At 54.7% G+C, this 19797-nt stretch carries 23 protein-coding genes; 20 read left to right on the forward strand and 3 right to left on the reverse strand.

Annotated elements, in window-relative coordinates; translation table 11 throughout:
• Window positions 1-34 precede the first annotated feature (34 nt).
• Both STH12_RS01980 and STH12_RS01985 read left to right on the forward strand, forming a co-directional pair.
• Window positions 35-274: an FAD assembly factor SdhE gene (locus tag STH12_RS01980; RefSeq protein WP_126169389.1), complete on the forward strand. Its 240-nt coding sequence runs from the start codon at window positions 35-37 to the stop codon at window positions 272-274.
• A complete protein-coding gene (locus tag STH12_RS01985; RefSeq protein ID WP_164551127.1) occupies window positions 255-671 on the forward strand; it encodes a protein YgfX in 417 nt (138 codons plus the stop codon). The genes STH12_RS01980 and STH12_RS01985 overlap by 20 nt, the downstream gene beginning before the upstream one ends.
• Here STH12_RS01985 and nadB read toward each other — a convergent pair.
• Window positions 649-2256 carry an L-aspartate oxidase gene (nadB, locus tag STH12_RS01990; protein ID WP_126166007.1) on the reverse strand — a complete coding sequence of 536 codons (1608 nt, stop codon included), beginning with the start codon at window positions 2254-2256 and terminating at the stop codon, window positions 649-651. The genes STH12_RS01985 and nadB overlap by 23 nt on opposite strands.
• A gap of 187 nt (window positions 2257-2443) precedes the next feature.
• Here nadB and rpoE point away from each other — a divergent pair, with 187 nt between their 5' ends.
• The 12 genes from rpoE to STH12_RS02050 all read left to right on the forward strand — a co-directional run bounded on the left by rpoE (window position 2444) and on the right by STH12_RS02050 (window position 12433).
• A complete protein-coding gene (rpoE, locus tag STH12_RS01995; protein ID WP_126166008.1) occupies window positions 2444-3022 on the forward strand; it encodes an RNA polymerase sigma factor RpoE in 579 nt (192 codons plus the stop codon).
• A 52-nt stretch (window positions 3023-3074) separates the two neighbouring features.
• Window positions 3075-3671 (forward strand): RseA family anti-sigma factor, encoded by a 597-nt coding sequence (locus STH12_RS02000; protein WP_126166009.1) that lies wholly within the window; start codon window positions 3075-3077, stop codon window positions 3669-3671.
• 10 nt (window positions 3672-3681) lie between these two features.
• Window positions 3682-4620: a MucB/RseB C-terminal domain-containing protein gene (locus STH12_RS02005; RefSeq protein ID WP_126166010.1), complete on the forward strand. Its 939-nt coding sequence runs from the start codon at window positions 3682-3684 to the stop codon at window positions 4618-4620.
• Window positions 4617-5096 (forward strand): SoxR reducing system RseC family protein, encoded by a 480-nt coding sequence (locus tag STH12_RS02010; protein WP_126166011.1) that lies wholly within the window; start codon window positions 4617-4619, stop codon window positions 5094-5096. The genes STH12_RS02005 and STH12_RS02010 overlap by 4 nt, the downstream gene beginning before the upstream one ends.
• 96 nt (window positions 5097-5192) lie before the next feature.
• Window positions 5193-6983, forward strand: coding sequence for a translation elongation factor 4 (gene lepA / locus STH12_RS02015; RefSeq protein WP_126166012.1), 1791 nt, complete (start codon window positions 5193-5195; stop codon window positions 6981-6983).
• A 209-nt stretch (window positions 6984-7192) separates the two neighbouring features.
• Window positions 7193-8110: a signal peptidase I gene (gene lepB, locus STH12_RS02020; RefSeq protein WP_126166013.1), complete on the forward strand. Its 918-nt coding sequence runs from the start codon at window positions 7193-7195 to the stop codon at window positions 8108-8110.
• Window positions 8111-8112: 2 nt separating this feature from the next.
• Entirely contained in the window at window positions 8113-8793 is a 681-nt protein-coding gene (rnc, locus tag STH12_RS02025; RefSeq protein WP_126166014.1) for a ribonuclease III, read from the forward strand.
• Window positions 8790-9788, forward strand: coding sequence for a GTPase Era (gene era / locus STH12_RS02030; protein WP_126166015.1), 999 nt, complete (start codon window positions 8790-8792; stop codon window positions 9786-9788). Before rnc ends, era begins: the two co-directional genes overlap by 4 nt.
• 13 nt (window positions 9789-9801) lie before the next feature.
• Entirely contained in the window at window positions 9802-10479 is a 678-nt protein-coding gene (gene recO / locus STH12_RS02035; protein WP_126166016.1) for a DNA repair protein RecO, read from the forward strand.
• 144 nt (window positions 10480-10623) lie between these two features.
• On the forward strand, window positions 10624-11361 hold the full coding sequence (pdxJ, locus tag STH12_RS02040) for a pyridoxine 5'-phosphate synthase (protein ID WP_126166017.1): 738 nt from the start codon (window positions 10624-10626) through the stop codon (window positions 11359-11361).
• Window positions 11361-11738 (forward strand): holo-ACP synthase, encoded by a 378-nt coding sequence (gene acpS / locus STH12_RS02045; RefSeq protein ID WP_126166018.1) that lies wholly within the window; start codon window positions 11361-11363, stop codon window positions 11736-11738. Before pdxJ ends, acpS begins: the two co-directional genes overlap by 1 nt.
• A gap of 167 nt (window positions 11739-11905) precedes the next feature.
• The gene (locus STH12_RS02050) at window positions 11906-12433 is read left to right on the forward strand and encodes an Mpo1 family 2-hydroxy fatty acid dioxygenase (protein ID WP_126166019.1); all 528 of its coding nucleotides are present in this window, start codon (window positions 11906-11908) and stop codon (window positions 12431-12433) included.
• A gap of 53 nt (window positions 12434-12486) precedes the next feature.
• Here the strand turns inward: STH12_RS02050 and STH12_RS02055 are convergent, their stop codons facing one another.
• Complete coding sequence (locus tag STH12_RS02055; protein WP_126166020.1) at window positions 12487-13776, reverse strand: HlyC/CorC family transporter; 1290 nt, start codon at window positions 13774-13776, stop codon at window positions 12487-12489.
• Window positions 13777-13871: 95 nt separating this feature from the next.
• Entirely contained in the window at window positions 13872-14660 is a 789-nt protein-coding gene (locus STH12_RS02060) for a cytochrome C assembly family protein (RefSeq protein ID WP_126166021.1), read from the reverse strand.
• Window positions 14661-14914: 254 nt separating this feature from the next.
• Between STH12_RS02060 and ffh the strand changes: the two genes are divergently transcribed.
• The 6 genes from ffh (at window position 14915) to STH12_RS02090 (ending at window position 19784) form a co-directional block, all read left to right on the forward strand.
• The gene (gene ffh, locus STH12_RS02065) at window positions 14915-16288 is read left to right on the forward strand and encodes a signal recognition particle protein (protein ID WP_126166022.1); all 1374 of its coding nucleotides are present in this window, start codon (window positions 14915-14917) and stop codon (window positions 16286-16288) included.
• A gap of 156 nt (window positions 16289-16444) precedes the next feature.
• The gene (gene rpsP / locus STH12_RS02070; protein ID WP_011759006.1) at window positions 16445-16696 is read left to right on the forward strand and encodes a 30S ribosomal protein S16; all 252 of its coding nucleotides are present in this window, start codon (window positions 16445-16447) and stop codon (window positions 16694-16696) included.
• 20 nt (window positions 16697-16716) lie between these two features.
• Window positions 16717-17247, forward strand: coding sequence for a ribosome maturation factor RimM (gene rimM, locus STH12_RS02075; protein ID WP_126166023.1), 531 nt, complete (start codon window positions 16717-16719; stop codon window positions 17245-17247).
• A 15-nt stretch (window positions 17248-17262) separates the two neighbouring features.
• Window positions 17263-18009: a tRNA (guanosine(37)-N1)-methyltransferase TrmD gene (trmD, locus tag STH12_RS02080; protein ID WP_126166024.1), complete on the forward strand. Its 747-nt coding sequence runs from the start codon at window positions 17263-17265 to the stop codon at window positions 18007-18009.
• Window positions 18010-18042: 33 nt separating this feature from the next.
• A complete protein-coding gene (rplS, locus tag STH12_RS02085; RefSeq protein ID WP_126166025.1) occupies window positions 18043-18396 on the forward strand; it encodes a 50S ribosomal protein L19 in 354 nt (117 codons plus the stop codon).
• A 296-nt stretch (window positions 18397-18692) separates the two neighbouring features.
• Window positions 18693-19784 carry a 3-deoxy-7-phosphoheptulonate synthase gene (locus STH12_RS02090; protein ID WP_126166026.1) on the forward strand — a complete coding sequence of 364 codons (1092 nt, stop codon included), beginning with the start codon at window positions 18693-18695 and terminating at the stop codon, window positions 19782-19784.
• The last annotated feature ends 13 nt before the right edge of the window (window positions 19785-19797 follow it).

Consider the following 19797-nt stretch of genomic DNA (forward strand, 5'->3'; position numbering starts at 1 on the left):
CCGAGGTTTAAGGAAGCATCAAGTGACTGAAGTTATGAGTATCGCCAGGGTTCGCTGGGCCTGTCGCCGCGGTATGTTGGAGCTGGACGTGTTGTTTCAGCCCTTTGTTGAAAAGCACTACGAAGCCTTGAGCGACGCCGACAAAGCGACATTCGTGCGTTTGCTTGAGTGTGAAGACCCTGAGCTGTTTGCCTGGTTTATGGGCCATGAAATTTGCCAGGATCCCGAGCTTGCCGCCATGGTGGTTACGGTTCGTGGACGCGAGGCGCCATAGATTTTCGCTTAAGGCCTCGCGGGATCAGTACTTCAGCCTGCTGATCCTGTGGGCGCTTTTCCTCACCAGCCTGCTTGCCTGGCCGGCCGATTTATCCTTTCCATTTCGCTTGTTACAGTTTGGCGCTCTTGGCGTTATCTGTTTCTATTTTTCGTATCAGTTGCTGAGCCTTAAACGCTGGCAGTGGCAATTCAGTGTAGATGCCCTGGGCTGCCTTGAAGATGAGCGTGGCAAACACACCTTAAGCCGCCAGTGGGTGACGCCTTTTGTGTGTTTGATTATGCTAAAAAATCAAGACGGCGGGCGCCGTCTTGAATGGGTGTTTGCCGATATGCTCGCCGATGGCGATTATCGCGACCTGTGCCGCTTACTCATCAGCGCTCCGGGCTTAGAATAGTCGGGCCGGAGTGCTCGAGCTTCTCTGGATGGTCGAGGTTGCAGTGCAGCCCCCGGCTCTCTTTACGGGCCATGGCGCAGCGGATGATAAGCTCCGCCACCTGCACCAGATTACGCAGCTCAAGCAGGTTATTGCTGACGCGGAAATTGGAGTAGTACTCCTGAATTTCCTGCTGCAACATGGTTACCCGCCTAAGGGCCCGCTCCAGGCGCTTGTCGGTGCGCACTATGCCCACGTAGTCCCACATAAACAGGCGTAATTCGTGCCAGTTGTGGGCAATTACCACTTCTTCATCTGAGTTACTCACCCGGCTTTCATCCCAGGCAGGCAAGGGGCCCGGCATGGGGATTTTGCCCATCAGGCTTTCGATATCCTGAGCGGCAGCGCGGGCAAACACCAGGCATTCCAGCAGTGAGTTACTGGCCAGACGGTTCGCGCCGTGCAGGCCGGTGTAAGCCACTTCACCAATTGCATACAGACCGTTGAGATCGGTCTGGCCGTGCAGGTCGGTCATCACGCCGCCGCAGGTGTAGTGAGCGGCCGGTACAATCGGGATCGGCTCTTTGGTGATATCCAGACCCAATTCCAGGCAGCGGCTGTGGATGGTAGGGAAGTGCTTGATGATGAAGTCGGCCGGTTTGTGGCTGATGTCGAGATACATGCAGTCGACACCCAGGCGCTTCATTTCATAGTCGATGGCGCGGGCAACTATGTCGCGGGGAGCGAGTTCGGCGCGCTCGTCAAAGTCAGGCATAAAGCGGCTGCCGTCGGGGCGACGAAGGAAAGCGCCTTCACCGCGCAGGGCTTCGGTCAGCAAAAAGTTACGTGCTTCGGCATGGAACAGGCAGGTGGGGTGGAACTGATTGAACTCCATGTTGGCCACCCGGCAACCCGCGCGCCAGGCCATGGCAATGCCATCACCGCTGGCCACATCCGGGTTGGAGGTGTACTGGTATACCTTGGAGCTGCCGCCGGTGGCGAGCGCGACAAAGCGCGCTTTTACGGTTTCAACCTGCTCCAGACTGCGGTTCCAGACATAGGCGCCCAGCACCCGGTTGCCGGTACGGCCCAGCTTGCGGGTGGTGATTAGGTCGATGGCGTTGTAACGCTCCAGCACCTGAATATTGGGGTGCGACGCCGCCAGTTCCTGCAGTGTGGTTTGTACCGCTTTGCCGGTGGCATCGGCGGCGTGCAGAATCCGTCTGTGGCTGTGGCCGCCTTCACGGGTAAGGTGATATGGCTGGGCTTCGTTGGTGATGTTCTCTTCTTTATCGAAGGGCACGCCACATTCAATCAGCCACTGCATGGCGGCTTTGGCATTTTCTGCGGTGTAGGTCACAACCCCTTCATCGCAAATGCCTGCCCCGGCGACCAGAGTGTCGGCCACGTGGGACTCAATTGTGTCATCCTCATCGAATACCGATGCGATACCGCCCTGGGCATAGTAGGTCGAGCCTTCGCAGAGCGGACCTTTCGAGATCAGAATAACCTTTGCTTTTTCAGCAAGATGGAGAGCCAAGGTCAAGCCAGCGGCGCCGCTGCCAATAACCAGAATGTCTGACTGGTGTTCAACTGCTTGTTTCATCGGGTATCATGACGGATTCAAATGTCCCGCTATGATAAACAATGTTGGGTATTTAGGGTACTTGCCCCGGTCGGGGATTTTTTAATAAAAATCGCAGAACTTTTTCAAGATACGCTGGTCTACATAGGTAGTTATGATTCGAGCGACTGAAAAATCAGTGTTTTAGATTTGGGAGAAGTCGGCTCGGATGAGTGGACAAAAAAGCGATCAAGAGCTCGTAGAGCTGGTTCAGCGGGGAGATAAAAACGCCTTTAATCTGCTGGTATTGCGATACCAGAGCCGGGTGATAAACCTGATATCAAGGTATGTGCGTAATCAGGCCGATGTGGCCGATGTAGCACAGGAAGCCTTTATCAAAGCTTACCGGGCACTGGCCAACTTCCGTGGAGAGAGTGCGTTTTATACCTGGCTGTACCGCATCGCGGTCAATACGGCGAAAAACTATTTGGTATCCCAGGGGCGCCGTGCGCCTGCCAACGATGTGGATGCCGAGGAAGCCGAATATTATGACGGCAGCGATGCATTAAAAGAGTTTGCCTCACCGGAGCGACTGATGTTGTCCGACGAAATCAAACGCGTGGTGTTTGAAACGTTGGAAGAGTTGCCCGAGGAGTTGAAGATGGCCATTTCCCTGCGTGAGCTTGATGGTATGAGCTACGAGGATATCGCTAACGTGATGGAATGCCCTGTGGGCACGGTACGTTCGCGGATTTTCCGGGCAAGGGAAGTGATAGACAGGAAGCTGCAGCCACTGCTGGAATCCTGAGGAGCCCAGGCTCCATCAGCCATGTTTTACACCCTTTAGAGAGACATGAGTAATGGAAAAGATTGGACAGGAATGGGTATCTGCAAGTGTTGATGGCGAAACCGATCGCCAAACCCTGGCTGAACTTGCCGCAGATACAGATTCTCGCGCCCAGTGGCAGCGTTATCATCTGATTGGCGATGCCATGCGCGGTGATATGCCTGAAAGCCTGCATCTTGATTTGTCTTCCCGTATCGCTGCGGCGCTGGAAGATGAACCAACTATTCTGGCTCCGCAAACTGAAACCATGGAAGACGCCCAGCCCAGGAAAGCCACTGTGGTGCCCTTTATGCGCCAGATTGGCCAATACGGCATTGCCGCCGCTGTGGCGCTGATGGCCGTGGTTGGGGTGCAAAATTATCAGGCTGCCGATGAAACTCAGCCAATGCCGGTCTTCAACACCCGTCCTCTGGTGGGCTCTGCCACCCCAGTTAGCCTGCAAACAGGTCCTGTGGTGAATCAGAATCAGGGTTTCAATAATGAGCAGGTTCTCGAGCAGCGTCGTCGCATTAATGCCTATTTGCAGGATCATATGTTGCAGCAGAGATTGAACAGCGGTGTGGTTGTGGACGACAATAGCGAGGTGACCCCAGTTCCAGTCAATCGCTGAAGGAGTTAGCTTGCGATCCATTCTCCTGGCCCTCGTGGCCTTGGTCCTGCCGGCTGCGGCCGAGGACCTCTCCGCCAAAGCCTGGCTCGAATCCATGAGCCGGGCGCTCAATCAAGAACAATTCAAGATGTCGGTCATTCATTTGCAGGCCGATCATATCCGCCCCTTGGTGTACCTGCATGGCAAGGTTGCCGATGAGGAAGTGGCCTTTCTTGAGCACTTGAATGGCCCTATCAAAAATGCGGTCCGTATCGGCCACACAGTTACCTTTATCGAGCATGATCAGCCGGCTTTCAGCGTCAATGCCGACCGTATTCAGGGGTTGTGGCCCGCTGTGTTTGCCGGGAACATTGCCGACATCGAGGCAGGCTATCAGTTTGTGCTTGGTGGCCGCAGTCGTATTGCCGGGCGTCCTGGGCAGCTGATCCGGTTCATTCCCAACGATCCGCACCGCTATCCGCTGCAGGTTTGGGTCGATATGGAAACCTTCCTGCCACTACGCTACGAACTGCTCACTGAAGAGAAAGAGCTGCTTGAGCAGATCATGGTGGTGGAACTGATAGTACTTGAAGAGCCCGCGCCGCTGCTGGTGGAAGCCGCCAAGCAGGATTGGCCGCCGGTAATAAGCCAGCTCGACCGCCACGATGGCCAGAATTGGACTTTCTCCTGGCTGCCGGAAGGCTTCCGCATTGTTGCGCGGGATCATCACCGTTTGATGGGCTCTCAGGAGCCGGTTGAATATGTGGCACTTACTGACGGTGTGGCCAACATTTCGGTATACGTGGGCCGTGCAGGGCAAATCCCCATGCCCGATGAGCTTATGACCCGCAATGGTCTGGGGCTGGTGACTGAAAAGGTTGGCAACGCCGAAGTGGTTGCTGTTGGCCGGGTGCCGATGGCGACCTTGAGCCGTATCATTCGCAGTCTGGCGCTGGATAACCCCTCATGATGGAAGAACTGGCCCGGGTCATTCGGGTCGAAAATTCAGGTTGGGTCAGGGTCGAGGTGGAAGTCAAAACCGCCTGTGGCCACTGCGCCGCCAGCGAAAACTGTGGCACTGGCGCTATTGCCAGTGCCTTTGCCGGTAAAACCCAGCAGTTTGCCATCAAAAGCGCCGAAGCCTTCGAAGAAGGTGAGCTGATCCGCCTCGGCCTGCCGGAATCCAGCCTGCTGAAAGCTGCGGCCTTGGTGTACTTGCTGCCACTGGCGGGTTTACTTTTGGGAGCCCTTGGCGGCAAGTTGGCGGGCTCAGCCTTAAGCTTTGGCAGTGAAACCGCCAGTGTGGTGTTTTCACTGCTTGGCGCCATTGTTGCCTGGCTTTGGGGCAAGCGGCTTGCCAAAAATCTTGAGCGTCAAACTCAACCTGTCATCCTCGCCCGCCTGGGCAAAGCTGTGGAACCTACTTGCCTGACCAAAGCAGTCTGACTTTCCTGCGGATCAGATTGGTATTGCCCCCGTAATCGGGTACAATTTCGCACCTTTGATTTTGTCTTCCATTTTTAGTTTGGTCATTACCGAAGAATGAAACACATTAGAAACTTCTCCATCATTGCCCATATCGACCACGGCAAGTCCACCCTGTCTGACCGTCTTATTCAGGTTTGTGGTGGTCTGACGGACCGTGAGATGGCTGAACAGGTCCTTGATTCCATGGATCTTGAGCGTGAGCGCGGCATTACTATTAAAGCCCAGAGTGTGACTCTGGACTACACCGCTAAAAATGGTGAGACCTATCAGCTGAACTTTATTGATACCCCTGGCCACGTGGACTTCTCCTATGAAGTATCCCGTTCTTTGGCTGCCTGTGAAGGCGCATTGCTGGTGGTGGATGCTGGTCAGGGCGTAGAAGCCCAGACTCTGGCCAACTGTTACACCGCGCTGGAAATGGATCTGGAAGTGGTGCCGGTACTGAACAAAATCGACCTGCCCCAGGCCGAGCCTGAGCGCGTTGCCGCCGAGATTGAAGACATCGTTGGTATCGAAGCCCAGGACGCGGTGCGCTGCTCCGCCAAAACCGGCGTAGGTATCGAAGATGTGCTTGAAACCATAGTGGCGCAGATCCCGCCGCCGGAAGGCGAGCAGGAAGGGCCACTGCAGGCTCTTATTATCGACTCCTGGTTCGACAGCTACCTCGGCGTAGTGTCGCTGGTGCGTATCAAGAATGGCGTGCTCAAGAAGGGCGACAAGTTCAAGGTAATGAGCACAGGCCAGACTTACAACGCCGATCGCGTTGGTATCTTCACCCCGAAGATGAAAGACCAGGCTGAGCTGAAAACCGGTCAGGTAGGCTATGTTATCGCCGGCATCAAGGAAATTCACGGCGCCCCCGTGGGTGACACCCTGACCCTGGCCAAGCATGGTGCCGACAAGCCGCTGCCAGGCTTTAAGAAGGCTAAGCCCCAGGTATATGCCGGTGTGTTTACCATCTCCACCGACGATTATGAGAGCTTCCGTGATGCGCTGAACAAACTCAGCCTCAACGATGCGTCTTTGCAGTTTGAGCCTGAGACGTCCTCTGCGCTGGGCTTTGGTTTCCGTATCGGTTACCTGGGTCTGCTGCATATGGAAATCATTCAGGAGCGTCTGGAGCGTGAATACGATCTGGACCTTATCACCACGGCGCCAACCGTGGAATACGAAGTGGTACTGACCAACGGCGAAACCGTGTACGTGGATAACCCGTCCGATCTGCCGGCCATTAACCACATCGAAGAGATGCGCGAGCCTATCGTTCAGGCCAACATTCTGGTCCCTAAAGAGTATCTGGGTAACGTTATCACCCTGTGTGTGGAGAAGCGCGGTGTTCAGAAGAACATGGTGTACCACGGCAATCAGGTGGCACTGACTTACGATATTCCTGCCGCCGAAGTGGTGATGGACTTCTTCGACCGTCTGAAGTCAACCAGCCGCGGTTATGCCTCGCTGGAATATAACTTCATTCGCTTTGAGCCTGCTGACATGGTGCGTCTGGACGTGCTGATCAATGGCGATCGCGTTGACGCGCTGGCGATGATCATTCACCGCTCCAACATCCGCCACAAGGGTATTGCCCTGGTGGAGAAGATGAAAGAGCTAATCCCAAGGCAGATGTTCGATATCGCGATTCAGGCCGCAGTGGGTAACCAGGTGGTAGCCCGTTCTACCGTGAAGGCGCTGCGTAAAGACGTAACCGCCAAGTGTTACGGTGGTGACGTGTCGCGTAAGAAGAAACTGCTGCAGAAGCAGAAAGAAGGTAAGAAGCGGATGAAGCAGCTGGGCAACGTGGAAGTGCCGCAGGAAGCCTTCCTCGCAGTGCTCAAGCTTAACGATTGATCACATTCTTTTGCTTGCACCCCTAAGCCCTGCTTAGTAAAACATCGATAAGGCGCCGCAGTTTGCGGCGCTTTGGTTAGCAAATCCCGACACAGGAATTGAAAGTTCAGTGGGTATGCTCACCAAAGCGACTGGCTCTTCATCACAGGCGATAACGCGATATGAAGAGTTAAGCCAATCACTTTTAACGCCAAGGAGTAACCCCGTTAATGGCTGCGTATTTTTCTCAAATTCTGGTGATAGTCACCCTGGTTTCAGGCTTGATTTGGTTGTTCGATGTCCTGTTCCAGGCCCCCAAGCGCAAGGCTGCGCTGGCGGTGGCTCAGTCGTCCAATGCCTCACTCACTGAAGAGGCCGCTGAGGCCATCACCAAAGAGCCTTACATTGTTGAGACGGCCCATTCGGTATTCCCGGTGATTGCCTTTGTGCTGGTGCTGCGCTCTTTCCTGTATGAGCCATTTCAGATCCCCTCTGGCTCCATGATGCCAACCCTGCTGGTGGGCGATTTTATTCTGGTGGAGAAGTTCAGCTACGGCATTCGCGAACCCATGTGGCGTAACAAGGTGATTGAAACCGGCAGCCCTGAGCGCGGCGATATCATAGTGTTCAAGTACCCAGAAGACCCGGTTAAGGACTATATTAAGCGTGTGGTGGGCCTGCCGGGAGACCGCGTGTTTTATCAAAATAAAGAGCTCTACATTCAGCGTGCCTGCATCGAAGGCGAGGTGTGCGACAGCGTGCCTGCCAAGGTTACCCGCGTGGCCGATGGCGACAGCGAGTTTATGCAGGATGGAATGCGCCTCAAGCAGTTCAAAGAAACCCTGGGCAAGGTTGAGCACAATATTCTTATTAACCCGGCCCGCCCCGATATGCGTGGTATGTTTTATCGCAAAGGCAACCTGCCAGCAGGTGAGTTTGTGGTGCCTGAAGGCCAGTACTTCGTGATGGGCGACAACCGCGACAACAGTACCGACAGCCGTTTCTGGGGCTTCGTGCCTGAAGAAAACCTGGTGGGTAAGGCCGTGGCTATTTGGATAAGCTTCGAGTTCGAGCGTCAGCCGTCTGATACCCTGCCGACCTGGGTGCCCTCCGGCGTGCGCTTTAACCGCGTAGGTGGTATCCAGTGAGTATGGAGCCCATCAAAAATCTGCCCAGATTGTGCCGTACCCTGGGTTACGAGTTTAGCGATGTCAAACTGCTGGAGCAGGCGCTGACCCACAGAAGCGCCTCCAATCAGCACAATGAGCGGCTGGAGTTTTTGGGCGATTCCATTCTCTCCATCGTGATTTCGGATGCGCTGTTCCATCAGTTTCCTAAGGCCACCGAAGGCGATCTGAGCCGCATGCGTGCCACTCTGGTGCGCGGCGACACCCTGGCGATTATCGCCAAGGAGTTCAAACTGGGTGATTACCTGAATCTCGGCCCGGGTGAGCTCAAGAGCGGCGGTTTTCGCCGCGAGTCCATTCTCGCCGATGCGGTAGAGGCCATCATTGGCGCCATCTATCTGGATGCCGACCTTGAAACCTGCCGCGCGCTGCTGCTGAACTGGTATCAGCAGCGCCTCGCCGAGATTAAACCCGGCGTTGGCCAAAAGGATGCCAAGACCCTGCTGCAGGAATATTTGCAGGGCGTTAAGAAGCCTTTGCCCGAATATCAGGTTACCCTGGTGGAAGGCGAGGCACACGACCAAACCTTTACCGTTGAATGTCGTGTTATCGATATTGCTGAGCCCGTGGTGGGCGTAGGCAGTTCTCGCCGCAAAGCCGAACAGATGGCTGCGGCTCAAGTGTTGGAATTATTGAAACAATGAGCAAGAAACCCGAGTCAGGTGTGCCCGAGTCTGAACCCAGTTTGGACGATCTGCTGGCACGCATGAACAGCCAGAATCAGCCCGAAGAGCATTACGATGTTACCTACTGCGGTATGGTCGCCATCGTGGGGCGCCCCAATGTGGGCAAATCGACCTTGCTCAATAAGTTATTGAATCAAAAAATCAGTATCACTTCCCGTAAGCCGCAGACCACCCGTCACCGCATTATGGGTATCCATACTGAAGGGCCGAACCAGATTGTGTTTATCGACACACCCGGCCTGCACATCGAAGAAAAGCGCGCCATCAACCGCCTGATGAACCGTGCGGCAGCCAGCTCGCTGGCCGATGTGTCCATGGTGATTTTCGTGGTGGACGGCATGACCTGGACCGCCGACGATGAAATGGTGCTGAACAAGCTGCGCCGTGGCGGTGAACACCGCAAGACGGTGCTGGCCATCAACAAGGTGGATGGCATTAAGGAGAAAGGCGAGCTTTTCCCTTATCTGATTGAAGTATCAAAGAAATACGAATTCGATGAAATATTGCCCATCAGTGCCAAGCAGGGCACCAACGTTGAGCGTTTGCTGGACTTGGCCCGTGAGTCACTGCCTGAGTCAGTATTCTTCTTCCCGGAAGATTATGTAACAGATCGCAGCCAGCGCTTTATGGCCTCTGAAATCGTCCGTGAAAAGCTGATGCGTTTCCTCGGCGACGAACTGCCTTACGATGCCACTGTGGAAATCGAGCAGTTCAAGATGATGGAAAACGGCGTTTATCAAATCAACGCCCTGGTGTTGGTTGAGCGTGACGGCCAGAAGCGCATGGTGATCGGTAAGAAAGGCGAGCGCATTCGCACCATCGCCACCGAGGCCCGCAAAGACATGGAACGCCTGTTCGATAACAAGGTGTTCCTCGAAGTGTGGGTGAAGGTGAAATCCGGCTGGGCCGATGACGAACGGGCGCTGCGCAGCCTGGGTTACGGCGAAGATTAATCCCGGGGCCGCGATGGAAAGGGGTTACCTGCTGCATTCGCGCCCATATCGGGAAAACAGTGCCATCGTTAACCTGTTGGTGGATGGCGCAGGCCGGGTCGATGCGGTGGCACGGCTCGGCAGCGGCAAGCGCTCCAGTCGGGCGCTGCTGCAACCTTTTCAGCCACTGCTGTTTTCACTCTCGGGCAAGGGGGAGCTTAGAACCCTGAACCAGCCCGAAGCCTACGCACCTGCCATTCCGCTGCAGGGCGACGCCCTCTACGCTGCCATGTACCTCAACGAGCTGTTGATGCGCTGTCTAAGCCACAGCCACGGCGCAGAAGGGCTGTTTTTCGACTATCACCAAACCCTGATGGCCATGGCGAGAAGCTTCAGTCAGCCGCAGCTGCGCTATTTTGAGCTGAAGCTGCTGACCGAGCTTGGGGCCTGTCCGTCACTTATCCGCGATGCCAGCGGCGACGCCATTGAAGCCGCACTCGGGTATCGCCCCGGCAGTGAAGGCGGTCTGGTGACCTCATTGCAGGCCAACGCCATTCCCGGCCGGACACTGCTGGCGCTCGCCAATCAAACCCTGGAAAGTGAGGACTTTGCCGCCGCCAAGCAGCTTCTTCGCAGCCTGCTTGCGCCCTTTGTTGGCGACAAGCCGCTGGTCAGTCGCCAGCTTTTTGCCAGCCGTGCCCGCCCGGAGTAATCCCCCTGGCTCCATGGCAAGCCTTTAGCTGCAAAACTCTCATTGAGGTCGATGGCAAATTGCGCCCTTGGCTATATCAAGGGCGGGGGCGTATTTAGTACAATGCCAGCCAAAACCGCTAACACAAAAGTGAAGGAGTACCCGATGAGCCGCATTCTTCTGGGCGTGAACATCGACCATATCGCCACCCTGCGTCAGGCCCGTGGCACCAATTATCCGGATCCAGTGCACGCCGCTGCCGTGGCCGAGCATGCCGGTGCCGATGGCATCACCATTCACCTGCGTGAAGACAGACGCCACATCATCGACCGCGATGTTTACCTGCTGGCCAAAACCCTCAAAACCCGGATGAACTTCGAGTGCGCCGTGACCGAAGAGATGCTCAATATCGCCTGTGAGGTAAAACCCACTTATGTGTGTTTGGTGCCTGAAAAACGCGAAGAGCTGACCACTGAAGGCGGTTTGGATGTGGCAGGGCAGAAGGATAAAATCCGCGCCGCAGTTGAGCGCCTGGCTGGCCAGGGTATTCTGGTGTCGCTGTTTATCGATGCCGACAAGACCCAAATCGATGCCGCCCATGAAGTGGGAGCGCCCTATATCGAAATTCACACTGGCCGCTACGCCGATGCCCACACCGAGGCAGACGCCGAAGCCGAGCTTGAGCGCATCGCCTCTATGGCCAAATACGCCCACGGCCTTGGTATCACGGTGAATGCCGGTCACGGCTTGCACTACCACAACGTGAAGCCCATTGCCGCCATCCCCGAGTTGTATGAGCTCAATATCGGCCATGCGATTGTGGCCCGCGCCGCCATTGACGGTCTTGAGAAAGCCGTTCGCGACATGAAACAACTGATGCTTGAAGGTCGCCGGGGCGAGTAATGTCAGTGCTGGGGCTGGGAACGGATATTGTTGAGATTGAGCGCATTCGAAGTCAGCTTGAGCGCGGCGGCGATCGCCTTGCGCGGCGGGTGCTGACCGAGTCTGAGCTGGCTATCTTTGTTGCCAGCGGTCAGCGGGAGCTGTATCTGGCCAAACGCTTTGCCGCCAAAGAAGCGGTGGCCAAAGCGCTGGGCACGGGTATAGGCCGCGGTGTGTCGTTTCAGCATATCGAGACCTACAGTGACGACTTTGGCGCGCCCTGTGTGCGCCTCACCGACGGTGCGCTCGAGCGGATGCAGCAGCTCGGCGGCAGTCAAATACGCCTGTCCATAGCCGATGAGCGGCATTATGCGGTGGCAACCGCCATACTCTGTTGAGTGCATGAGATTAAGGGAGCCTGGCTCCCTTTTTTGTGGCTGGTGAAAGGTGGCTTGTCAATGACGGCTTTCTTTGCTCTACTGGTACATTCGTACCATTTGTTACGGGCGCAGTCGGCCCGTCAGGCAGTAAAACCACAATAAGAACCCATGCCAAGGAGAGTATTATGAAGACCGCTGTCGAGCAGCTGGCGCGCTACAAGAGCGTGCATTTGAACCCGACCAACATCAAAACCCACTTTGTTGGCATTCCGCTTATCATCTGGTCGGCCTTTGTCTGGCTTGGGCTGATCCGGTTTGAGCTTGGCAGCTTTGGCCAGGCCAGTGCCGCCATGGTGTTTACCCTGATAGTGCTCGCTTACTACCTTAGGCTGCATCTGCGCCTCGCAGTCGGCATGCTGATTTTTATCCTGCCGGTGCTTTATACCTCAGATAAGATGGCGGCTGTACCTCACGCAGGCTGGATTGCCGCGGCGGTGTTTGTGATTGGCTGGGTGTTTCAGCTAATTGGCCATCAATACGAGAAAGCCAAGCCGGCCTTTATTGATGATTTAACCCAGCTGCTGATAGGCCCTTTCTTTTTGATGGCCGAGCTTTACTTTGCCATGGGGCTTGAAAAAGAGCTTGATAAGGAAATCACTCCCAGGGCGATTGCTGCACGCAGGGCGTTGGAAGCGGCCAGAAAAGGCGGCTGAGTCTGCTGGCCTGATTGGAAACGTTGTCTGGAAAGAGATAAGAAAAAAGACGCTCAAGGCGTCTTTTTTGCTGCTATCGGTGCCTGGTAGAGGTCTGGCATCACCCGCACCGTTTTGACCATGTTCTCCGCCACCTCAATCACTTCAATCGGGTAGCCTTCGAGGCGCATACTGGTGTTGGGCGAGGGGATTTCTTCCAGGTATTCGAGAATAAGCCCATTGAGGGTTTTAGGGCCATCGGTGGGCAAGTCCCACTTCATTTCTTTATTCAATTCACGGATGTTGATACCGGCATCAATCAGCAAGCTGCCGTCTTCCTGCTGGAAAATCTCGTCACTGGCGGTGGGCACCATGGAGGTGGTGAAGTCGCCGACAATCTCTTCAAGAATGTCTTCCAGGGTAACCAGACCCTGAATATCACCGTATTCATCCACCACCAGACCAATGCGCTCTTTATTTTGCTGGAAGTTGGCGAGCTGCACATTGAGCGGGGTGCCTTCTGGAATAAAGTACAGCTCTTTTACCGCCCGCAGCAGGGTGGATTTGCTGAACTGCTCTTTGGATTGCAGTCTCAGGGCGTCACGCAGGTGGATAAAGCCGACCGCATCGTCGATGGTGTCGCGATAAACCAGCACCCGGGTATGGGGACTGGTAACCACCTGGCGGTTAATCACTTTGAAATCGTCATTGACGTTAATGGCGTAGATTTCGGCGCGGGGGATCATGATGTCTTCCACCGTCACCTTCTCCAAATCCAGAATCGACAGCAGCATGTCCTGGTGACGTTGGGGTATAAGGGCGCCGGCCTCGTGTACAACGGTGCGCAGTTCTTCCTGACTCAGGGCATCGTTGGTTGCCACATTGCGAATACCAATCAGCCTCAGAATGCCGGAAGTAATGATGTTCATCACTTTCACGAGCGGCTGCAGTATCACCAGCAGCCACTTGAGCAGCAAACTCGACGGGTAAGCGATACGTTCAGGATGCAATGCGGCGACGGTTTTTGGGGTCACTTCGGCAAACACCAGCACCACGACAGTCAGTACACCTGTGGCAATTGCCACGCCCACATCGCCCCAAATACGGATGCCGATAATGGTGGCAATGGCCGATGCCAGAATGTTTACCAGGTTATTGCCAATCAGGATAAGACCAATCAAACGGTCTGGACGGTCAAGCAGCTTGGAGGCCCTTTTGGCTGCCTTGTGGCCGCTGCTTGCCAGATGGCGCAAGCGGTAGCGGTTTAAGGACATCATCGCGGTTTCTGAGCCTGAGAAGTAGGCAGAGATCAGGATTAACACTAACAGGGACAGCAGAAGTGTTCCGGTCGATATCGATTCCAAGCAGGGGCTCCATTAATGCCGGGCGAAGTTAGTAAATACTGGCATTTTAAAGGGGTGTCAAGAGAAGCGGGGGCCTGAAGCCCCCGCCTTGAGTATCAGTGAAGGATGAGTTCCTTGACGATACGGGCACCAAAATAGGCGAGTGAGAGCAGGGTTGCCCCTGTCAGGGTGTAGGCGATGGCGGTGCGAATGCGGCAACCTACCGAGTACTGCTGCCACAGCATAATGATGTACACAAACCAGGCGATAATCGACAGAATGGCCTTGTGGCCCTTGCCCTCGGCAAACATGTCATCGAGGAAAATAAAGCCGGTGGCAAGCCCCAGACTGAGCAGAATCACCCCAATAATCACCAGGTGATACAGCTGCTTTTCCACTGTCATCAGCGGCGGCATCGCCGGGCTCAACATAAACTGTTTCTGCTTGAGCTTTTTCTGGATCATCGCCAGCTGAATGGCATAGAGCGCGGCAATCATCAGCGCACTGTAGGCCATCAGCGACAGCACCACGTGGGCCAGCACCTCTGGGTTGTGCTCAAAATGGGTGATGTACTTGGGTGGTACCAGCCACAGCAGCGCTACCGACAGCACCGAGCAGGCATACACCACCGGCACCACTACTATCACTTTGAGACGGAAAATCAGCACACTGAAGGTGAAGGCAATGATCCAGTTCACCAAGGAGATCACATTGGTGAGGCTGAAGTTCTGACCATCATCGGTAAAGATGGCTTGTTGCAGCGCGGCGGCGTGAAGAACCACTGCAATTGAGGCCACAGCGGCAACCGCGCGGCGGTTGGGGCCTTCTGCATGGAACAGGCGACTGGTGACCAGTACCAGGGCGATACAGTAAAAAAACATGGCTGACGCAGAAAAAAGAACCATGGGGTATCAACCTACTTATTCATTACTCTTGGGCTTCGCGTAGCGAAAGCGGGATTGGCGATTCGGGAATTAGAATAACACGAGCCTTGCACAAATGGGCAGTGATGTGAGTTGCAAATTTTAGCCAATTCTGATTGTTAGCTCTGCTTTATTGGCCGTGGTGGGTGTTGGTCGCTTTTGGCAGGTAGCATAAACCGCTGGCATCGCTATAATACAGGCCAACTTTGACAATTCTTATAGGTTAGCACTGGACGATGTTTGAGAACCTGACCGACAGACTGTCGCGTACGCTGAAGAATATCAGTGGTCGCGGTCGCTTAACGGAAGACAACATTAAAGACACCCTGCGCGAAGTGCGCATGGCGCTTTTGGAGGCCGACGTGGCCTTGCCGGTTGTCCGTGAATTCGTAAATGCCGTTAAAGAGCGTGCGGTAGGGCAGGAGGTTGCCAAGAGCCTGACCCCTGGCCAGGTGTTCGTCAAAATCGTTCAAAGCGAACTGGAAAAAGCCATGGGCGAGGCCAATGAGGCCTTGAATCTGGCAGCCCAGCCACCCGCCGTAATCATGATGGCAGGTCTGCAGGGTGCCGGTAAAACCACCTCGGTGGCCAAGCTGTCCAAGTTCCTGCGTACCCGCCAGAAGAAATCTGTGCTGGTGGTCAGTGCCGACGTTTACCGTCCGGCCGCTATCAAGCAGCTTGAGACCCTGGCAAATGAAGTGGAAGTGGAATTCTTCCCCTCCGATGTGAGCCAAAAGCCCATCGACATTGCCAATGCTGCCATTGCCCACGCCAAGCTTAAGTTTATCGATGTAGTCATTCTCGATACCGCCGGCCGTCTGCACGTAGACGATGCCATGATGGACGAGATCAAAGAACTGCATGCAGCGGTGAAGCCCATTGAGACCCTGTTTGTGGTTGACGCCATGACAGGTCAGGACGCGGCCAACACCGCCAAGGCATTTAACGAAGCCCTGCCGCTGACCGGTGTGGTACTGACCAAGGTCGACGGTGATGCCCGTGGTGGTGCTGCCCTGTCTATCCGCCACATTACCGGCAAGTCTATTAAGTTCCTCGGTGTTGGCGAGAAGACCGATGCCCTCGAGCCATTCCACCCAGACCGTGTGGCCTCGCGCATCCTCGGCATGGGCGACGTGCTCTCCTTGATTGAACAGGTTGAGCGCGGCGTTGATAAAGAAAAGGCGATGAAGCTTGCCTCCAAGGTCAAGTCCGGTGGCAATTTCGACCTGGAAGACTTCCGCGAGCAGCTGCAGCAGATGAAGAACATGGGCGGCATGATGGGCCTGCTGGAGAAAATGCCTGGAGTTGGCCAGCTGCCGCCCGAGGCGATGGCACAAATTCAGGACGGCAAGATGACCCGTCAGATGGAAGCTATCATCAATTCAATGACGCCGGGTGAGCGCCGTAACCCGGATATCATCAAGGGCTCGCGCAAGCGTCGTATCGCAGCGGGTTCTGGCACACAAATTCAAGACGTTAACCGTCTGCTCAAGCAGTTCACCCAGATGCAGAAGATGATGAAAAAGATGTCTTCCAAGGGTGGCATGCAGAAAATGATGCGCGCCATGGGCGGTATGATGCCCGGCGGTATGAAGTTACCCGGGCGCTAATCCCGGTAAGGTGCAGCCGGAAAAATGGCCAAATCCGGTTGCATTCGCCTGAAACTCAGGTAAAATTCTTCGGCTTTCTTGCTGGGACTCTTCCGCGAACACGGGGTTCCAGTTTTTATTTTTGCTTCGTGCAAATCATTAGAGGACAAAAAACGCATGGTTACCATTCGTTTAGCTCGCGGTGGCGCTAAAAAGCGTCCATTCTACAACATCGTAGTTACTGACTCTCGTAACGCCCGTGACGGCCGTTTCATCGAGCGCGTTGGTTTCTTCAACCCTCTGGCCAAAGGCCAGGAAGAAACTCTGCGTCTGGATCTGGACCGTGTTGATCACTGGGTAGGCAACGGTGCTTCTACTACCGATCGCGTAGCCAAGCTGATCAAAGACGCCCGTAAAGCTGCTGCTTAATGGCGTAAAGGTATAGATTGATGAGCAGTAACCAACAGCCGGTAGTAGTGGGCAAAATCGGCTCCTGCTATGGCGTTAAAGGTTGGCTGAAGATCACGGCCTATACCGATTCCGTTGAAGGTATTTTTGACTACTCTCCCTGGTTTCTTAACGAGCAGGGAAAGTGGCGCGAAGTGAAGGTGTCCCAGTGGCGTTTTCATGGGAAGTCAGTTGTGGCTGCCCTTGAAGGCGTGAATGACAGGGATCAGGCCCAGATGCTCACTAACTGTGAGATTGGGATCCTGGCGGACCAAATGCCCGAGTTGCCCTCAGACGAGTTCTACTGGCGCGATCTCATTGGCTGTGACGTTATCAACACCAAGGGCTACAACATGGGTGTGGTTGACCAGATCCTGGAAACAGGTTCCAACGACGTACTCATGGTGAAGGCCAACGCCAAAGATGCTTTCGGCAAAACGGAACGTATGATTCCGTTTCTTCCCGACCAGTTCGTCCTTGAGGTCAAACTGGCGGAAAAACAGATTATTGTGGATTGGGATCCTGACTTCTAAATCGAGGTACTAAACATGTGGTTAGGGGTAGTAACCCTGTTTCCCGAAATGTTTCGTGCCATCACTGATTTTGGGGTCACGGGTCGGGCCATCAAGAATGGCCTGCTGGAGTTGCACACGTGGAATCCCCGTGATTTCACCCATGACCGGCACAGAACCGTGGACGACCGACCTTATGGCGGCGGACCGGGAATGCTGATGATGGTGCAACCACTGAAAGATGCCATCCAAGCTGCCCGTGAGGCGGCTGGTGAAGGTGCTAAGGTAATTTATCTGTCGCCTCAGGGGCGCAAGCTGACACAGCGTGGCGCAACTGAACTGGCAGGTTCGCAGAAGTTGATTTTGGTGTGTGGACGATACGAAGGTATCGACGAGCGCATCATTCAGACTGAAGTGGACGAGGAATGGTCAATCGGTGATTACGTGCTTTCGGGCGGTGAATTACCGGCAATGACCCTGATCGATGCAGTGTCCCGCCTGGTGCCCGGCGTGCTGGGTAAACAGGCTTCGGCGGAGCAGGACTCCTTCTCCGACGGCTTGCTCGATTGTCCTCATTACACCCGGCCCGAATCTTTGGATGGACTGGATGTGCCGGCAGTGTTGCTCGGTGGCAACCACGAAGATATTAGACGCTGGCGTCTTAAACAAAGTCTCGGAAGAACTTTTTTAAGAAGACCAGAATTATTTGAAAATCTAGCTCTGACTGACGAACAAACCCGCCTTTTGGCCCAGTTTGTCGACGAAATGGATAATCCACAGTAGTCGTAGCTCAGTTAAATCTAGTATGGAGTTTACATGAACAACATCATCAAGATGCTCAACGATGAGCAAATGAAAAACGACGTTCCTGATTTCGGCCCAGGTGATACCGTAGTGGTTCAGGTTCGTGTTAAAGAAGGTGACAAAGAGCGTCTGCAGGCCTTCGAAGGCGTTGTAATCGCCAAGCGTAACCGTGGTCTGCACTCTGCCTTTACCGTTCGTAAGATTTCTAACGGCGAAGGTGTTGAGCGTGCTTTCCAAACTCACAGCCCTCTGATTTCCAGCATCGAAGTTAAGCGTCGTGGCCGCGTTCGTCGCGCCAAGCTGTACTATCTGCGTGAGCGTTCAGGTAAGTCTGCACGTATCCGTGAGAAGCTGGCGACCAAGTAATCGCCCAAAAAAGACGCAAGTGTTCGCACAGAAAACCGCCCTCGTGGCGGTTTTTTGTTTTTGTCGCCATCGTAAAGTTGCCGCTGCCACGGCTTTCCTCCCGCCTTCTGACGGCATCCCCACGAATTTTGAATGAATTTTTATCAACTGCGCTTGCAGGCCGCCGACTAAACAGGCACACTGTGCTCTCAAGTGTAATGGTGTAGCATTACAAAAATACAGTTTTGAATGTATAGATGTCAGCTGAGGTTGTCGATGGGGCAATGTCAGCGCCGTTAAACATAAAAGGTGAACCCATGCAGCAAGATACCATCAACAATGTGCACATCAGCGCCGAGAAGGTGCTTATCACGCCACAAGAGCTAAAACGCGAACTGCCATTGTCGGAGCATGGGTACCAGTATATTTTGCGCTCCCGCCGCACCGTGGCCGACATAGTGCACAAACGCGACCCTCGCTTGTTGGTGGTGGCGGGTCCTTGCTCTATCCATGATATCGCCGCCGCCAAGGAGTATGCCCTTAAGCTTAAAAAGCTCCATGATGAGCTCAAAGACGAGTTCTTCATTCTGATGCGGGTCTACTTCGAAAAGCCCCGAACCACAGTAGGTTGGAAGGGCATGATTAACGACCCGGATATGGATGAGTCATTCGATGTGGAGAAGGGCTTACGCCTTGCCCGCGAGCTGATGATTTTCCTCGCCGAGCTTGAACTGCCGGTGGCCACCGAGGCGCTCGACCCTATCAGCCCCCAGTACATTTCAGAGCTTATCACCTGGTCAGCCATCGGTGCCCGCACCACTGAGTCACAGACCCACAGGGAAATGGCCTCAGGTCTGTCGATGCCGGTTGGCTTTAAAAACGGCACCGACGGTAAGCTGGATGTGGCCATCAATGCCATGAAGTCCGCCGCCAGTGGTCACCGCTTTATGGGCATTAACCAGCAGGGCCAGGTGGCGCTTTTGCAAACCAATGGTAACCCCGATGGCCATATCATTCTGCGCGGCGGCAGCAAGCCCAACTACGACGCCGTCAGCGTAGCCGAATGTGAAACTCAGGTGCGCTGGGCGGGTCTTGATCCCAAATTGGTGATTGACTGCAGCCATGGCAATTCCTCCAAAGATCATAACCGTCAGGACCCTGTGTGCCGTGACGTGTTCGACCAGGTTGCCGCCGGCAGTGACGCCATCATTGGGGTGATGTTGGAGAGTCATCTGAATGCCGGTAACCAGCCTTGTGACAAACCCCTGTCTGAGCTTAAATACGGCGTATCTGTTACCGATGCCTGCATCGACTGGCAGACCACCGAAACCTTGCTTCGTGATGGCGCCAAGACCCTTGCCGGGGTGATCCCAGGCCGTTTTGCCATCCCAAGGGCCGCCAATGGCTGACAGGATATTTGAT

The organism is Shewanella khirikhana (assembly GCF_003957745.1).
In the GTDB taxonomy this organism is placed as follows: Bacteria; Pseudomonadota; Gammaproteobacteria; order Enterobacterales; family Shewanellaceae; genus Shewanella; species Shewanella khirikhana.

Excerpts from the sequence above, each read along its gene's own strand:
- recO (WP_126166016.1), top strand. The coding sequence starts at position 9,802 with ATGGAAAGGGGTTACCTGCTGCATTCGCGCCCATATCGGGAAAACAGT.
- rimM (WP_126166023.1), top strand. The coding sequence starts at position 16,717 with ATGAGCAGTAACCAACAGCCGGTAGTAGTGGGCAAAATCGGCTCCTGC.
- STH12_RS02050 (WP_126166019.1), top strand. The coding sequence starts at position 11,906 with ATGAAGACCGCTGTCGAGCAGCTGGCGCGCTACAAGAGCGTGCATTTG.
- ffh (WP_126166022.1), top strand. The coding sequence starts at position 14,915 with ATGTTTGAGAACCTGACCGACAGACTGTCGCGTACGCTGAAGAATATC.
- STH12_RS02090 (WP_126166026.1), top strand. The coding sequence starts at position 18,693 with ATGCAGCAAGATACCATCAACAATGTGCACATCAGCGCCGAGAAGGTG.
- STH12_RS02060 (WP_126166021.1), bottom strand. The coding sequence starts at position 14,660 with ATGGTTCTTTTTTCTGCGTCAGCCATGTTTTTTTACTGTATCGCCCTG.
- rnc (WP_126166014.1), top strand. The coding sequence starts at position 8,113 with ATGGAGCCCATCAAAAATCTGCCCAGATTGTGCCGTACCCTGGGTTAC.
- STH12_RS02000 (WP_126166009.1), top strand. The coding sequence starts at position 3,075 with ATGGAAAAGATTGGACAGGAATGGGTATCTGCAAGTGTTGATGGCGAA.
- trmD (WP_126166024.1), top strand. The coding sequence starts at position 17,263 with ATGTGGTTAGGGGTAGTAACCCTGTTTCCCGAAATGTTTCGTGCCATC.
- rplS (WP_126166025.1), top strand. The coding sequence starts at position 18,043 with ATGAACAACATCATCAAGATGCTCAACGATGAGCAAATGAAAAACGAC.
- rpsP (WP_011759006.1), top strand. The coding sequence starts at position 16,445 with ATGGTTACCATTCGTTTAGCTCGCGGTGGCGCTAAAAAGCGTCCATTC.
- acpS (WP_126166018.1), top strand. The coding sequence starts at position 11,361 with ATGTCAGTGCTGGGGCTGGGAACGGATATTGTTGAGATTGAGCGCATT.
- rpoE (WP_126166008.1), top strand. The coding sequence starts at position 2,444 with ATGAGTGGACAAAAAAGCGATCAAGAGCTCGTAGAGCTGGTTCAGCGG.
- nadB (WP_126166007.1), bottom strand. The coding sequence starts at position 2,256 with ATGAAACAAGCAGTTGAACACCAGTCAGACATTCTGGTTATTGGCAGC.
- lepA (WP_126166012.1), top strand. The coding sequence starts at position 5,193 with ATGAAACACATTAGAAACTTCTCCATCATTGCCCATATCGACCACGGC.
- era (WP_126166015.1), top strand. The coding sequence starts at position 8,790 with ATGAGCAAGAAACCCGAGTCAGGTGTGCCCGAGTCTGAACCCAGTTTG.
- lepB (WP_126166013.1), top strand. The coding sequence starts at position 7,193 with ATGGCTGCGTATTTTTCTCAAATTCTGGTGATAGTCACCCTGGTTTCA.
- pdxJ (WP_126166017.1), top strand. The coding sequence starts at position 10,624 with ATGAGCCGCATTCTTCTGGGCGTGAACATCGACCATATCGCCACCCTG.
- STH12_RS02010 (WP_126166011.1), top strand. The coding sequence starts at position 4,617 with ATGATGGAAGAACTGGCCCGGGTCATTCGGGTCGAAAATTCAGGTTGG.
- STH12_RS01980 (WP_126169389.1), top strand. The coding sequence starts at position 35 with ATGAGTATCGCCAGGGTTCGCTGGGCCTGTCGCCGCGGTATGTTGGAG.